Source organism: Bradyrhizobium sp. (assembly GCF_027451485.1).
In the GTDB taxonomy this organism is placed as follows: Bacteria; Pseudomonadota; Alphaproteobacteria; order Rhizobiales; family Xanthobacteraceae; genus Bradyrhizobium.
The window spans coordinates 1-13,494 of the sequence record NZ_DAIDJE010000157.1 but is presented as its reverse complement, the minus strand read 5'-3'; the positions used below and the strand labels follow the sequence as shown (position 1 = coordinate 13,494).

Below are 13,494 nucleotides of genomic sequence, written 5' to 3'. Positions count from 1 at the left end.
GCGGCAGGCTTGGCTCGGATATTCGCCCGGACTTTCCGCCAGCGAGGATGGGCACGGTCGGGCAAACCCAAAGGCGGCCTCAGGTTCCGAAATAGGAACCATCAACATAGCTTCGGGTTAGCGGACGGGCCTAACCCCCCTGCCCCTGGAAGGCCCAGAGACGGTCGCGCTAGCGCCTCGCAGCATTCGCGCGACCGTTTTTCTGGCCATCCCCGAAAAAGCTAGTAACATCACCCCTGCCTGGTTTCGGGGGAGTTCGTCATGCGTACCTCGCCATCCATCGCGCCCTATTGGCTGGAGCAAGACACCTACCTCGTGATCGACGACTTCGGCGGCAGGCTCGGATGTTCCTGGCGCGAGACCAACATCCACAGTGCCGACCGCGAGACGCTGATCCGCGATCTCGTCAACGGGGAGTACAATCATCCAGTCCGCATCGTCGCCTTCAACACCGCCGAAGGCTGGTCCCGCGATGTGACCGTCGACGTCGCTGACGAGCTGAGACGACGGTATGTCGAATTCGGCGAGGTGCCGGAGTCGGTGCTGGAATTCATCGAAGCGAACCGGCGCTGACGCGCGTTGGACCCGGCTCCCAGCAGTCCAGCTCGATGAGTGCCATCTTTTTCTCTGGACCTCTTCGCTCGCGAAATGGTTAGGTAAGGCATCACCGGCCGAGGCTCTGCCCGTAGGCGTCGGTGGCTGAGAGATTATCGCGCTCCCGCCTGCATAACGGCAAGGGAGCGCGCCTCATGACGCGACATAATCGCCATTACGACGATCCAAACCTTCAACGCGGGATCGTTCGCGCCCGCGAAGTGATAGCGAAGTGCATCAAGGTGCTTGAGCAGTGCCGCCCTGACACCTTTCTCAGCAGGCCGCGCCACGACCCGATCCCGTTGAGCTACGACGCCGAGCCGATCATCGATCATCCGGTGCAGACAGGACTACCTGACTTGTCTTCTCGCGGCAAAGGTTGACGGCTCGCTCACCTTCCATGCGAGCGAGCCGTAGCGTTGCGCGGGCCCGCTCCAGCGCCATACGCGCATCCTCGCGATCCTTATGGGCCTGATCCCGGATCAATCGGCTCTCGCGGATGACCTGGTCGGCTCGCTTCAACAAATCGTCCATGTCTCATAAATACCCCCCCGCAAAAGGTCCTATGCCGGAATCATTTCTTCTGCTGCACCGTGAGAATGGAAAAGACCGCCCGGATGCCTATCTCTGCCGCATGTTCGACTTCTGCCTGCCCACCAGATCAACCACCACCGTCCCCGCCAGCCCAAGGGCGGGATTACCGAAACACGCGGACAGCTGACGAACTGCTGAAGTGCGTGGCGCAATCCCGTGCGTTCGTTGCCGAGAGCGCGCGGCTTTTGGCGCAATCGAGAGCAGTCGCGGCTTCACTTTGCGTTCGCAGACTAATTCGCACGCTCTTTCGCGCGACGAAGCGACTCCAGCTGTCTCTCAACCTTCAGGGTGAAGTCCGCGGGCAATCTCTTGACCCCAGGGTGGCGGGACGTAGACCGGGCGCAAGCAAAGTTCTCCTGGATCGGCAGGTAACGAGAGCACCGGATTTACACACGTTATCGATGGAACTTCTCCGTTGTGCTCTCTCGGCATGCAGCAACGGGGGTGATTCGCCATGGATATTCTCGGGCGCTGCTATTCCGTCATGTATGGAGCGGGCTGCTGCTGTCGGTGGCGGTGATATCCATGCTGGTGCTGTTATGAGCAATCCGCCCATGGGCCCCGGGGTTTGCAAACCCCGTCAGTCGTCGAGCTTCATTGTCGACGACAACAGCATCTCGATCCTGTTCCTGCCGTGCGGCGTGGTCAGCTTTGAGCTCACCGACGTGAGGGATCGCTACTGCCCGAAGTGCAATCGCCTCATCACAAAAAGCTTCGAACCCGAACACAGGGATCAGGACGCCGGACGCGTCCATCGGCGGCAAGCCGAACCGCCGGTTGGCGGCTAACCATTCCTGATGAGCTGCGACCACGGATAAATGCGCCTGCAGGCGACGAAGTCACGGTCTACATCACCAATCAATATCGACGAGGTGGAATATCTCACCCCCGGTTTCTGCATCGCTATCGGCGGCTGGATCGCGAAGGTCGATCCATTGCACATCATCTACGGATAAATGCCGCCCACAACGCCGCCTGGGCGAGCTCTCCGATTTGGTTCATGTGACAGTGGCCATAAGCGCGCCCCTCGTTGCCAATCATATCGATATCCGGTCCGCGCCTGATATCTAGATCGGCATTAACAGCAGCTGCCTGAGCGCGGCGGATGACATTCCTGTTTTTCGGATGAACCTCGTCGCATTTCGTGGAGGAGGCTACGAACACCGGGGCTTGGTAGCCCGCGGAGCGAAATTTTTTCACAAGCGCAACAAGACTGGCCAGATATTCGGTTTCCGTCGTATGCAGCGAGGCATCCGTTTCGCCCTGTTCAAATAGAATGTGCGTGGGCGTTAGATTTGCCTTGCGCAATCTTGCGATCAAGTCGTCGACCCTCTGGAGATGGACCGAGGCAATGTCGGAAATCGAGGCGCCCCCGACTGCGATTGAAACGACGATTACCCGTTTGAACCGGCCGGATTGGACAAGAAGGTCGCCAAGTCGCGGCAAAAACGAAGAACCTTTACCGTCAGCGCCAAGCAGGGGATCAATTGCTGCGAAGCATTTGCCGGTTTCGGGATCGAAATTATCTACTGCTTCGCTCGCCGCGTAGTGGCCCATGCCATAGTTGCCCGCATTGCTCTGTCCCAAGACGACGAGGACCGCAGTGGCGTGACCGACTGGCAGGCATGGCCGCTCCAAGCGGTCTGGCGACGGCGTTGCCGCGATTTGCATCGCGGGCCGGTAAAGAACAATCAGACTGACACCAAAAAAGCCGCCGATCATTGCGACCAGCAGAAAACGATTAAAAACTATCACGGCCCCCCGGCCCAAAGCGTCGAGAAATACTCGTCGCAAATAACAGGCGCTGTCGAAATACCATCACCTTCATACGACACCAGGTCAATCGGTTGGGATGCAACGGCAAGCGGGAGCAAAAAATGGTCGACGTTCAAGAGATGCGCAGTGTCGCCGAAAGACTTCGCGGACGGGCACAACAAATCAGGCACGATACCGGCGTGACGGGTTCTCGGGCCGCCGATGCCGAAACCGGTCTCCTGGAGCAGGCCGCCGATCAACTGGAAAAGGCCGGCGCCGAAATAGACCGCCTCCGGGAGTTGATCTCGGGATGACGGCATGCCGGACGCCGCACTTCGGACCTGGACCGTCGGTCTGAGGTCCTGATCGAATTCGCCGCTTGCGGCGCGGGGACTTCAGATCGCCGCTCCTAGCGGCCCCCTCATCCACACCCGCAAGCCCTAGCGGCTTTCCTCGTCCGCAAATCAGCGGAATCAATGGGGCATGCCCGCCCTGACCCGCCGACGCAGCGACGATCCGCACCGCGAGAGCTGGCGCGTCTACTATGACGGCGACGTCCATATCGGCTCTATCGGTCAGCGCGCCGGCGTCCCCAAAACCGTCGACCAGTGGGGCTGGAACGTCGCGTTCTATCCGGTGTCGCACCGCGGCATCCGGGAGAACGGCACCGCGCAGGACCTGCTCGAGGCGCGCGCCGCCTTCGCTGCCGCATGGGCAAGGATCGAACCACTGGTGACGGACGACGATCTGCTCCAACATCGGCGCGAGCGCACGTGGACGGCCTGGAAATACCGGATGTTCGACTGTGGTTGCCGGATGCCGACGCAGACGGCTTCCGGCCGGTCGACGTGCTTCTGTGGAGCAGAAATCGACGTCGTCGGGACCGAACGGCATGTTTACGCCGAGCACATGGGAATGCGATGAGCCCTTGCGGCCACCGCGACGGCAGCCGCGAGATCGACGGCTGTCCGGCCCGGGTCCTAACCGGCCAGGATGGCGAAGGCGGCCATCTCGATCATCAGGACCGTGCTGACAACGGCGAGTGCGAGATACACTTCACCGCTTGAGGATGGTGGGACTCTCATTGCCCTGCCTCGTTCTCGTTCTCTGTCGGGAGAACTACATTTGCAAGTATAACCCAAGCATGATCGAATCCGGCAGGCCGAAGTTCATTCAATCAAGCGTGAAAGTTTAATATAATCCGCTCGCGCCCGTGGCAGCGGCCCTCGCTGCGACGCGGTGCCGAGGTTCTTGGTGCGTGGCGCGGAGAAGGAAGACCGACCCACCGCGGAGGAATCGATGGCTGACATCCAGACGTTCATCGTGGAGCCGCACACACCCGAGCTGGCGATCTGCGCGCGTTGGCGCGCGAATGCCTTTTCAGTGCTCAAGGCCTCGTTCGAGCAGGAATTGAGGTCGCTGGAACTGTTTGCGTCGAACCATGACCTCGGCGTGGCGCTGGTGGCGAAGTCCGATGGCGAGCCGATTGGAACATGTCTCCTGGTCGAGTCGGAGATCGAGCCTAACCATGATGTGTCGCCATGGCTTGCAGGCTTGTTCGTGGTCCCCGAGCATCGCCGAAAGGGCGCAGGCGCCGTACTGGTTCATGCCATCGAGGATCAGACTCGCCAGCGGGGGCTGTCGCGGCTGTACCTGTACACCAGAGATGCTGTCGGATTTTATGCGAGGCTCGGCTGGTCCGTGCTCGATCGCACAAACTGGAAGGGCCTGGACACGACTCTCATGGCCCACGATCTCTGATGGCCGCGAGATTTGCTTCCGAAGTTCGCATCGGAGGCCGCCGCGATATCATGCGAATTTCGGAATCGGAGTTCCCGGAGGGCAGACAGGATGAACGGAAATCGCTTTTATGGAGTTCGGGTCGAAGGCGCGAAATACGGCGTCGGCTTCGGCAGCGCTCTCGCCATCACCATATCCTACACCACGAACCATTCGATACTTTGGGCAATCATCCACGGGATTTTAGGCTGGCTCTACGTCATCTATTTCGCGCTGTTCCGCTCCTAGTACCTCGCGGCAGCGTCATGGCATATCCGGCGCGCGTGTCCTCGCGCTGAGCGAAGTCGAGGCCACCGGTTGCGGGCCACGGTCGACGCCGGAACGTGATTGGGAAAACCTGGAAAGCCAATAAGGCCGGTCCCTCGCCTTCGACGATCCGATCCGCCGCCGGGCGCCCCGTTCGGTTGCTCCCTCGCCTGTCTGTAACCATGGACTCGTTCAAAATCTTCCGGTTATCCGCCCGGTTTCCCATGCCGTGGCCTCGCCGCCCCTTGAAGGCTCCGGTTTCCCGACGGTAAATGTAACCGCGCTAACATCATCAATGTGCAGGTGTCCTCTTGCCCAATGGATATGGCCGATTGGTGCGGACGTTCGCCGCGGCTGCCTGCATCCTGGCGGCGGGCGCGCTCATCCGGGGCGCCTCCTCGCAGGCGGGCGATGCCGGCCCGAATGTTCAGAAGCCATCTTCCAGCGGGAGTACCGAGCCCGGCACCGTCAGACTTTCCCCCGACCAGCAGCGCCAGATCGGACTGCAAACTGCGGTCCTGAAGGCTGCGCCTCATCCTGAGCAGTTCAGAGCCTATGGCGAGGTGCTGGACGTCGCCCGCATTACCGCGCTTGCCAACAGCTACGCCAACGCCCAGGCTTCGCTGCAGATGGCCCAGGCCAAGTTCGATGTCGCGAAGAGCGCATTCAACCGGGCGCAGAATCTCGTCGAATCTGCGGGCATGGCGAAGAAGGAAGCCGAGGCCGCCGAAGGAACCTTCCGAATTGACCAGGCCTCGCTCGCTGCCGCCGAATCGCAGTTGAAAACCCTTGCGGCGACCGCGCAGCAGGAATGGGGCGGAGTGATCGGAAAGGGTATCGTCGAGCGCTCGCCGCAGGTCGTGCGGCTGATCGAACGCGACCGGTTTCTCGTCCAGGTGACGCTCTCGCCGGGCGTGACCCTGGCCGAGCCGCCGCGGACCGCACTCGCGCAGGCGCCGAGCGGCAGCGCCAATATCGATCTGAACTACGTTTCACCGGCCACCCGGACCGACCCGCGGATCCAGGGACTGAGCTATTTCTTTTCGGCTTCGGGCGAGAGCGGCTTGCTGCCTGGAATGAACACAACGGTCTATGTTCCCACCGGCAAGACCTATCAGGGCGTCTTCATCGAGGATACCGCCATCGTCCAATGGCAGGGCCGATCCTGGGTGTATCTCCGCGCCGGGCCCGACACTTTCAGGCGACATCCGATCAGCACCGATCAGCCCGTCTCCGACGACGATTACGTCGTGCAGGACATCCCGCCGGGATCCGAAGTCGTGACCCAGGGCGCACAGGTCCTCCTGTCAGAGGAGGCCAAGAGCGAGCTTCGGGGCGGCGGCGATAATGACGATAATGATTGAGGGCGTCCGCCCGGCCAGGACGGGCCCGCAGGCCGCTCTGGTGTCGTTCGCAATCCGCTTTCGCGGGATCGTGCTGGCGCTGGCAAGCGCAGTCATCGGCTATGGCTTGTTCTCGCTGGGGAATGCGGAGTACGGCGTCTTCCCGGAATTTGCTTCGCCTCAGGTCTCGATCCAGACCGAAGCGCCGGGCCTCAGTCCGGAGCAGGTCGAGCTTCTCGTCACGCAGCCGATCGAGACTTCGATCAACGGTCTGGCGGGCGTCGAAACCATGCGCTCGTCCTCCATTCAGGGCTTGTCGGTCGTGACGGTCGTCTTCCGGCCGCGCAGCGACATCTACCGGGCGCGCCAATCGGTCACCGAGCGCCTTGCGGTGGTGGCCAACAGCCTGCCGCAGGGCGTGCAGGCCCCGTCGATGACGCCACTGACGCCGACGGCCGGTACGGTTCTGGTCATTGGGCTGACCTCCGATCAGCGCTCGCTGATGGATTTGCGCACGGTTGCGGACTGGACGGTGGGACGACGGCTCCTCGCCGTGCCGGGCGTGGCGCAAATATCGACGTTCGGCAGGGATGTCAGGTCGCTGCAGGTGCAGGTCCGTCCCGATGACCTGTTGCGTTTCGGCATCGGCATGAACGACGTTCTGGCCGCGGCGCGGAAAGCCACCGGCGTGCGCGGCGCCGGATTCGTCGATACCGCCAATCAGCGCATCACTCTGCAGACGAACGGCCAGTCGTTGACGCCCGAGCAGCTTGCCCGCACGGTGCTGCGGCATGAAGGCGGCTCGAGCGTCGTGCTCGGGGACGTCGCGGCCGTCGTTACCGCACCCGAGCCGCCGATCGGAGCTGCGCTGATCAATGGGCAGCCCGGGATCCTGCTCATGATCAGCCAGCAATATGGAGCGAACACGCGGGATGTGACGAGGCGTGTCGAATTCGCGCTTCATGAATTGCAGCCGGCGCTGCAAGCGGGAAACGTCCGGCTGCACGCCGACCTGTTTCGCCCCGCGAACTTCATCGACACGGCGACCGAAAGCGTGCTTTACGCGCTGCTGATCGGCGGCGCACTGGTCATCATCGTCCTTTTCCTGTTTCTGTTCGATTGGCGAACCTCCGTCATCAGTTGCACGGCCATACCGCTGTCGCTGCTCGCCGCGGTGCTGGCCCTGCAATGGATGGGCGAGAGTCTCAACACGATGACACTCGGCGGCCTCGCCATCGCGATCGGAGAGGTGGTCGATGATGCCGTGATCGGCGTCGAGAACGTGGTGCGCCGCCTTCGGGAGAATCGCCGATCGTCGGAGCCGCGGGCCGAGGCCGGTGTTGTGCTCGACGCAATGCTCGAGGTGCGCGCCGCGGTGGTTTACGCGACCTTTGCGGGTCTTCTGGTCTTCTTCCCCATTTTCGCCCTCTCGGGAGTTGCCGGTCGCCTCTTCGCGCCGCTTGGCATCGCCTATATCGTTGCGGTGCTGGCCTCGCTCGTCGTCGCGCTGACGGTGACGCCGGCGCTGTCGATGCTTCTGCTTGTCGGCGGGCGGGCTCGCAACGAAGAGCACGAACCGCCTCTGGTGCGCTGGTCACGCCGTCACTATGAAGCGTTGCTCCGGCGGTTCGGCCGCTTTCCGCGCTTGATCATCGCGACGGCGGTCCTTTTGACCCTGGCCGGAGCGGCAACGTTGCCGTTCTTCGGCGGGACCTTCCTGCCCGATTTGAGAGAAGGCCATCTGATCCTGCACGTCTCTGCGATTCCGGGCACGTCGCTGGATGAATCGCTGCGCCTGGGAAAGCTGATTTCCGACTCGGTCCGGACCATCCCGGGCGTGCGCAGCGTGGCCCAACACGCAGGCCGCGCCGAGGCGGGCGTGGATACGGTCGGCCCGCACTCCAGCGAGTTCGAGGTCGACTTGCAGCCGGGCCTTTCCGGGGAGAGTCAGGAGCTGGCGGAGAAGCGCATGCGGACCACGCTGGCCGGCTTCCCCGGCATTGTCTTCTCGATCAAGACCTATTTGACCGAGCGCATAGAGGAGACGGTATCGGGCTTCACCGCCGCGGTGGTCGTGAACATCTATGGTCCAGATCTCGATTCGCTTGAGAATGCCGCCCGCGACGTTGCACGCGAGCTTGGCGAGGTTCCGGGCGCAATCGACATCCAGCAGCAGGCTCCCCCGGGGATGCCGCAGGTCAATGTGACGCTCCGCCCAACCGATCTGCAGCGGTGGGGTCTGGACGCGGTGGAAGTCCTGGATCTGATCCGCACGGCCTATCAGGGAGACGTCGTCGGTCAGGCCTACGAGGGCAATGTGGTCTTCAATGTCATCGTCAAACTGGACGAGCATGCCCGCGCCCGCCTCACCCAGATTGGCGACCTGCCGATACGGACGCCCGGCGGCACTTATGTTCTGTTGAAGCAGATCGCCGACGTCTACCAGACCTCCGGCCGCTATCAGGTGCTCCACAGCGACGCGCAGCGCGTTCAGGCGGTGACCGCAAACGTCAGCGGGCGCGACCTCGAATCCTTCGTTGCCGCCGCCCGAAAGAAAATCGCCGCAGCCGTCAAGCTGCCGCCCGGCACCCATGTCGAGTTCGCCGGCACGGCCGAGGCGCAGGCGCGCTCCCGGCGCGATCTTCTGGTGAATTCATTGCTGGCGGCGACCGGCATTGTCCTGCTGCTTTTGTTCGTCACCGGCCATTGGCGCAACCTTGTGCTGGTTCTGATCAACCTGCCGTTTGCCTTTGTCGGCGGGGTGTTCGCGGTCGCATTGACCGGCGGATTGCTTTCGCTCGGATCGATGGTCGGCTTCGTCACGCTGTTCGGAATCACGCTGCGCAACTCGATCCTGATGATCTCGCATTACGAGCATCTGGTCGTCCTCGAAGGCCGCGCCTGGGGCCTGGAGACGGCGATACGGGGCGCGGCCGACCGCCTTGTTCCGATCCTGATGACCTCGCTGGTGACCGGCCTCGGCCTGATGCCGCTCGCGCTCGGCGCCGGCGAGCCGGGCCGTGAAATCGAAGGGCCGATGGCCATCGTCATCCTCGGCGGGCTCCTGACCTCGATGGCGCTGAACCTTCTGGTGCTTCCGACGCTTGCGCTGCGCTATGCGCGCTTCGACAGCGATCAGCCGAAGTACAAGGCGCGCGAGGGGATCGCATTGTGACGAAGATCAGCGCAGAGCGCCCCCGGCTGGATGCGCAGCACGACGTTCTGACACGGGACCCGTGCCAACCCTGGCGCTATTTCTGTTGAATACGGCTGAGATATTCGACCAGCTGGAGAACACGTGCGCGAATGTAGGTTTCCTGCGCATACGGAATGTCCGGAAATCGCTTGGCGGCGTCGCCGGCGTACCGCGCACCCCAAATCGGCATGTCGCGCGGGCCGTGACTGACGATCCCGATGCGCCCGTCGATGACGCCGCTGATACGCTCGGCCGGAAAAACTCCGCCGTTGTTCCTGGCCAGCAGCGTCAGGTCCGGCGGTGCCACCTTCAGCGCTTGACTGAAAACGCCGCTGCCTTTTGCATCCAGCCCGTGGCAGATGCTGCATCGCGCCTCATACTCCTTCTGTCCAGGATCGGCCGTTGCAGTTTGAGCTGATGCCGTTGCATTCGCCGACGACGTAGCGACCAGGACCACAATGGCCAGTTTCGCGCTCTTCATCGTCGTCTCCAACGTCGATTTTGAAATTTTCGACTGAAGTCGAGATGCACGCGTTGATGTGAATCAAGGCATGTCGCGCATTGGCAGGAGACGCCGCCAACCTTCGAGCGGCATTGCCATCTCAGGGGCACCCTGACCTTTCGCGGGTCGGGTCTTGCAGATCAGTGCTCGGACGGGCTTGTGAACGGCAACCTGCGCGTGGCCCGCGAGCCGATCTCTGGGCGCCGGTCAGATCGAGCCGCCCGACCGGCAAAATAGGATGACGGCGTCAGTCCTCTCGTCGTTGGCTGCGGGTCTCGATGAGCGCTGCGAGCTCATTCTCCTGCGCGGCCAGCTGCCGCTCCAGGGGGCCGCGTTTCGCCGGATCCGTTTCGGCGCTAAGGCGCGCTTTCAAGTGCTCGATATTCGCCCTGAGAATTTCCACTGCCATCGGATGCCGCCGGTTCCACATGTTCCTCGCCAATGATCGTATCTACCGGAACGCGAAGGCAAAATGAAGTTTTCGCAACAATTGCACCGCCCGCCAGTCGTGTACCTCCTCCTTTCCGGCTCGCCCCTCCTGGCACCGCTTGCCCGGAAGACGCGGCCGAGCATCGGAGGCTTGCTTTTTGGCCTTATTCCGATGCCAGAACCCGCCTGGAAACAGGAAATCCGGAGGATTGCTCTTGATCACGACATCCGCCCATGGCCAGGGACGCCAAAGCTCAATTGCGCCGCGGCTTGCGGCTGTCATCGCGATCGTGGTCGCCTTCGCCTGCCCCTCCGCCGCAAGGGCCGCATCTCCCGCCGAGCTGATTTCCGGCTTTCGCCATCAGCACGGCGAAGGCACGGTGACGATCGATCCGGCTCTCAACCGAATCGCGCAGGAGCAGGCCAAAGCGATGGCCGCACGAGATACGATGGATCATGCCGTCCTCAGGCCATTCAGCGACCGGGTGGCGAACCTCGATGCCGAAAGAGCCGCCGAAAACCTTGCCGTCGGCGACGCCACTTTCGCGAAGGCTCTGGACCAGTGGATCGCATCGTATGGACACCGCCGCAACCTGTTGATGCATGAGGCGACCCGCGTCGGCATCGCCAGCGCCAGAAGCAAGAGCGGCGAGATCTATTGGGCGATGGAGATTGCGGGTCCCAAACCAGAGCGGGTCGAACACGCCAGAGGCGGAGGCGGCAAAGAAAAGCCTTGCCGCATCATGCTGAACGATCTCTGCCTTTGAATGCCTGCCGGCGGCGAGGCTGGTGCGGCGGACGAAAAGATTTCGGGATGTGGAAGCGATTTCCAGGTGAAGACGTTTCCGGTCGCCAAGGCCCCACTTCTGCGTGAGAGAGCGCTCCACGCCGCCGGGAACGGGGTAGCCGCTGCGGTAACGCGCAGCCATCCCGCCCGTGCTCTCCCGTTTGCCCATCCATCCGGATCGCGATGATGGTTCCCCATCACGAACGCGCGGCAACCGTCTCATGGGCTTTTGGCCATCCCCACTTTGGAACGATTTTTCGCTTTCCCACTTAAGCCTTCATCGTTCGCCCCCGAGACGCCTCCGCCATGACTGAACACGACCTGGACAGGAAAGCTGAGCGGGCGCTCGTCGCGGTCATCCTCAGCATCGCAACCCTTATCACCTGCTTTGGCATGCTGGCATTCCGTTAGAAATGAAGGCCGCCTCGTCGGGCGGCCGGGTTCGTCATGCTATCGCGCGCGCCGGCCGGCTGCCGCACGCAGCTGCCGGACCAACCAACCTGCGTGAAGAGGTTCAATGAGAGCGCTGCGATCTTTCCTGGGGTTCAACCGAAAGCTCTCACGAGCGATCACCCCACACCATTTTCACGAGGCCAATGTCTTTGCCGCGTATCACAAGATTGGAGCCATCCTGCTGTCCCATCCCGACACCAAGGTCGTGCTCGATGTGGGCGCAGGGAAGCGGTGGCATTTCCCGGAGCATTACAAGGAATGGTACAGCATCAAGCTCGTTGGACTCGACATCGACGGCGTCGAAATGAAGGACAACAATCTTCTCGATGAGAAAATCGAATGCGATGCGGTCGAACACATTCCCGTTCCTCCCGGAACCGTCGACCTCGTCATGGTCAGCTCAGGAATTGAGCACTTCAGCAACAATCAAAGTTTTCTGAAAAACGCGTTCGAGGTGTTGCGGCCTGGAGGATATCTGATCGCTCAGTTTCCAGGCCGGTATGCGCCCTTTGCGGTCGCCAACAGGCTGCTCCCCAGATCAGTGTCAAAAAAAGTACTGGCTGCGTCGATGGGCGAGACCGCGGAACACCTCGGTTTTGTCACGCATTATGACCGGACGAACTATTCGGCGTTCCGCAAGATGGTGCAGGCTGCCGGATTCAGGGTCATCTACCAGCTGCCGGGCTACAACAGCAGCTCTTACTTCGAATTCTTTGTGCCGTTTTACCTGCTTTCCTATCTGTATGACACCACCATGAACGCGGTCGGCTTGAGAGACCTTGCGGCCTATAATCTTTGGGTCTTGCGAAAGCCGGGCGAGGCCGACTTTCCGGAGTTCAAGCTTTACGCCTGGCACTAACCCGCATAGCTGCCGGCGGAAGCGCCCGGCACAGGGCTGCCTGCCAGCCGGCATTGCCCCGGAGCTTGAATTCACGACCCGTTATCCGTCGGTTAAACAAAATATGATGGCCTGATCCGAGAGAAGAATTCTCGGACCTTTGGCCATGAGCTTGCAGCCGCCCTCCCAGCCCGGATTGATCGATCAGCTAGAGGACGCCCTCGGGGACAAGGACGTGACGCGCCGCGCCGAGATCCTGCGCAAGGTCACCGACCTGTTCCTCCTGGGGTCGGGGACATTCTCCGAAGATCAGATCGCGCTGTTCGACAGCGTGATGGCGAGACTCCTGGAAACAATCGAAAGCTCGGCCCGCGCCCAGTTCGGGAGCCGCATCGCCAGACTGCCCGACGCGCCCCTCGGGGTCGTGCGCCTGCTCGCCTGCGATTCCGCCATTGAGGTGGCTGGTCCCATCCTTACCCACAGCGACCGTCTCGACGAAGAAGCTCTGGTCGGCCACGCCAGAACGCAAAGTCAGGAGCACCTGCTGGCGATCTCCGGCCGCAAAGTCCTCGCCGAGCGGGTGACGGATGTGCTGGTGGACCGCGGCAACCGCGCCGTGGTCTCGGCGACCGAGCGCAATGGCGGCGCGCGCTTCTCCGGATTCGGCGTATCGACGCTGGTGCGAAAGGCGCGCAATGACGGCGATCTCGCGCTGTGCGTCTGGTCGCGCCCGGACATTCCGCGCCAGAACCTGGTCAAGCTGTTCGTCGAGGCGTCGGAAGCGGTGAAGCGGCAGCTCATCGAGGCGGACCCTCGCCGCGCCGGACTGATCAATGCCATGGTGGCGCGGGCAACCGACGACATCCAGACGAAGGCGCGCGCCGGCTCCGACGGGTTTGCCCAGGCCGCTCACTTGGTGCGTGAGCTGAATGCCGCCGGCAAGCTCAACGAAGAAAG

General features: G+C 62.1%; 15 protein-coding genes. 11 read left to right on the top strand and 4 right to left on the bottom strand.

The window, feature by feature from the left end; genetic code table 11:
* The first annotated feature begins 261 nt into the window (after nt 1-261).
* Both NEZ08_RS19655 and NEZ08_RS19650 read left to right on the top strand, forming a co-directional pair.
* Complete coding sequence (locus NEZ08_RS19655; protein WP_298110558.1) at nt 262-573, top strand: hypothetical protein; 312 nt, start codon at nt 262-264, stop codon at nt 571-573.
* Between the two features lie 176 nt (nt 574-749).
* Nucleotides 750-977 carry a hypothetical protein gene (locus NEZ08_RS19650; protein ID WP_298110556.1) on the top strand — a complete coding sequence of 76 codons (228 nt, stop codon included), beginning with the start codon at nt 750-752 and terminating at the stop codon, nt 975-977.
* A 693-nt stretch (nt 978-1,670) separates the two neighbouring features.
* Here NEZ08_RS19650 and NEZ08_RS19645 read toward each other — a convergent pair.
* Nucleotides 1,671-2,000: a hypothetical protein gene (locus tag NEZ08_RS19645; RefSeq protein WP_298110554.1), complete on the bottom strand. Its 330-nt coding sequence runs from the start codon at nt 1,998-2,000 to the stop codon at nt 1,671-1,673.
* Nucleotides 2,001-2,130: 130 nt separating this feature from the next.
* Nucleotides 2,131-2,943, bottom strand: a complete 813-nt coding sequence (locus tag NEZ08_RS19640; protein WP_298110552.1) for a sialate O-acetylesterase — start codon at nt 2,941-2,943, stop codon at nt 2,131-2,133.
* 122 nt (nt 2,944-3,065) lie between these two features.
* On the opposite strand from NEZ08_RS19640, the gene NEZ08_RS19635 reads away from it, so the two are divergent.
* The 6 genes from NEZ08_RS19635 (at nt 3,066) to NEZ08_RS19610 (ending at nt 9,507) form a co-directional block, all read left to right on the top strand.
* Nucleotides 3,066-3,257: a hypothetical protein gene (locus tag NEZ08_RS19635; protein WP_298110550.1), complete on the top strand. Its 192-nt coding sequence runs from the start codon at nt 3,066-3,068 to the stop codon at nt 3,255-3,257.
* Nucleotides 3,258-3,426: 169 nt separating this feature from the next.
* Nucleotides 3,427-3,867: a hypothetical protein gene (locus NEZ08_RS19630; protein WP_298110548.1), complete on the top strand. Its 441-nt coding sequence runs from the start codon at nt 3,427-3,429 to the stop codon at nt 3,865-3,867.
* Between the two features lie 375 nt (nt 3,868-4,242).
* On the top strand, nt 4,243-4,704 hold the full coding sequence (locus NEZ08_RS19625) for a GNAT family N-acetyltransferase (protein ID WP_298110546.1): 462 nt from the start codon (nt 4,243-4,245) through the stop codon (nt 4,702-4,704).
* A gap of 90 nt (nt 4,705-4,794) precedes the next feature.
* Nucleotides 4,795-4,971 (top strand): hypothetical protein, encoded by a 177-nt coding sequence (locus NEZ08_RS19620; protein ID WP_298110543.1) that lies wholly within the window; start codon nt 4,795-4,797, stop codon nt 4,969-4,971.
* A gap of 353 nt (nt 4,972-5,324) precedes the next feature.
* On the top strand, nt 5,325-6,353 hold the full coding sequence (locus NEZ08_RS19615; RefSeq protein ID WP_298110563.1) for an efflux RND transporter periplasmic adaptor subunit: 1,029 nt from the start codon (nt 5,325-5,327) through the stop codon (nt 6,351-6,353).
* Nucleotides 6,346-9,507: an efflux RND transporter permease subunit gene (locus NEZ08_RS19610; RefSeq protein WP_298110561.1), complete on the top strand. Its 3,162-nt coding sequence runs from the start codon at nt 6,346-6,348 to the stop codon at nt 9,505-9,507. The genes NEZ08_RS19615 and NEZ08_RS19610 overlap by 8 nt, the downstream gene beginning before the upstream one ends.
* Nucleotides 9,508-9,583: 76 nt before the next feature.
* Here NEZ08_RS19610 and NEZ08_RS19605 read toward each other — a convergent pair whose 3' ends face one another.
* Together NEZ08_RS19605 and NEZ08_RS19600 are read right to left on the bottom strand one after the other, a co-directional pair.
* A complete protein-coding gene (locus NEZ08_RS19605) occupies nt 9,584-10,021 on the bottom strand; it encodes a cytochrome c (RefSeq protein WP_298110541.1) in 438 nt (145 codons plus the stop codon).
* Between the two features lie 256 nt (nt 10,022-10,277).
* The gene (locus tag NEZ08_RS19600) at nt 10,278-10,439 is read right to left on the bottom strand and encodes a hypothetical protein (protein WP_298110539.1); all 162 of its coding nucleotides are present in this window, start codon (nt 10,437-10,439) and stop codon (nt 10,278-10,280) included.
* Between the two features lie 235 nt (nt 10,440-10,674).
* On the opposite strand from NEZ08_RS19600, the gene NEZ08_RS19595 reads away from it, so the two are divergent.
* The 3 genes from NEZ08_RS19595 to NEZ08_RS19585 all read left to right on the top strand — a co-directional run.
* Entirely contained in the window at nt 10,675-11,226 is a 552-nt protein-coding gene (locus NEZ08_RS19595) for a CAP domain-containing protein (RefSeq protein ID WP_298110538.1), read from the top strand.
* 537 nt (nt 11,227-11,763) lie between these two features.
* The gene (locus NEZ08_RS19590; RefSeq protein ID WP_298110535.1) at nt 11,764-12,558 is read left to right on the top strand and encodes a methyltransferase domain-containing protein; all 795 of its coding nucleotides are present in this window, start codon (nt 11,764-11,766) and stop codon (nt 12,556-12,558) included.
* A 214-nt stretch (nt 12,559-12,772) separates the two neighbouring features.
* A partial coding sequence (locus NEZ08_RS19585) for a DUF2336 domain-containing protein (protein WP_298110533.1) occupies nt 12,773-13,494 on the top strand: 722 nt, incomplete at its 3' end.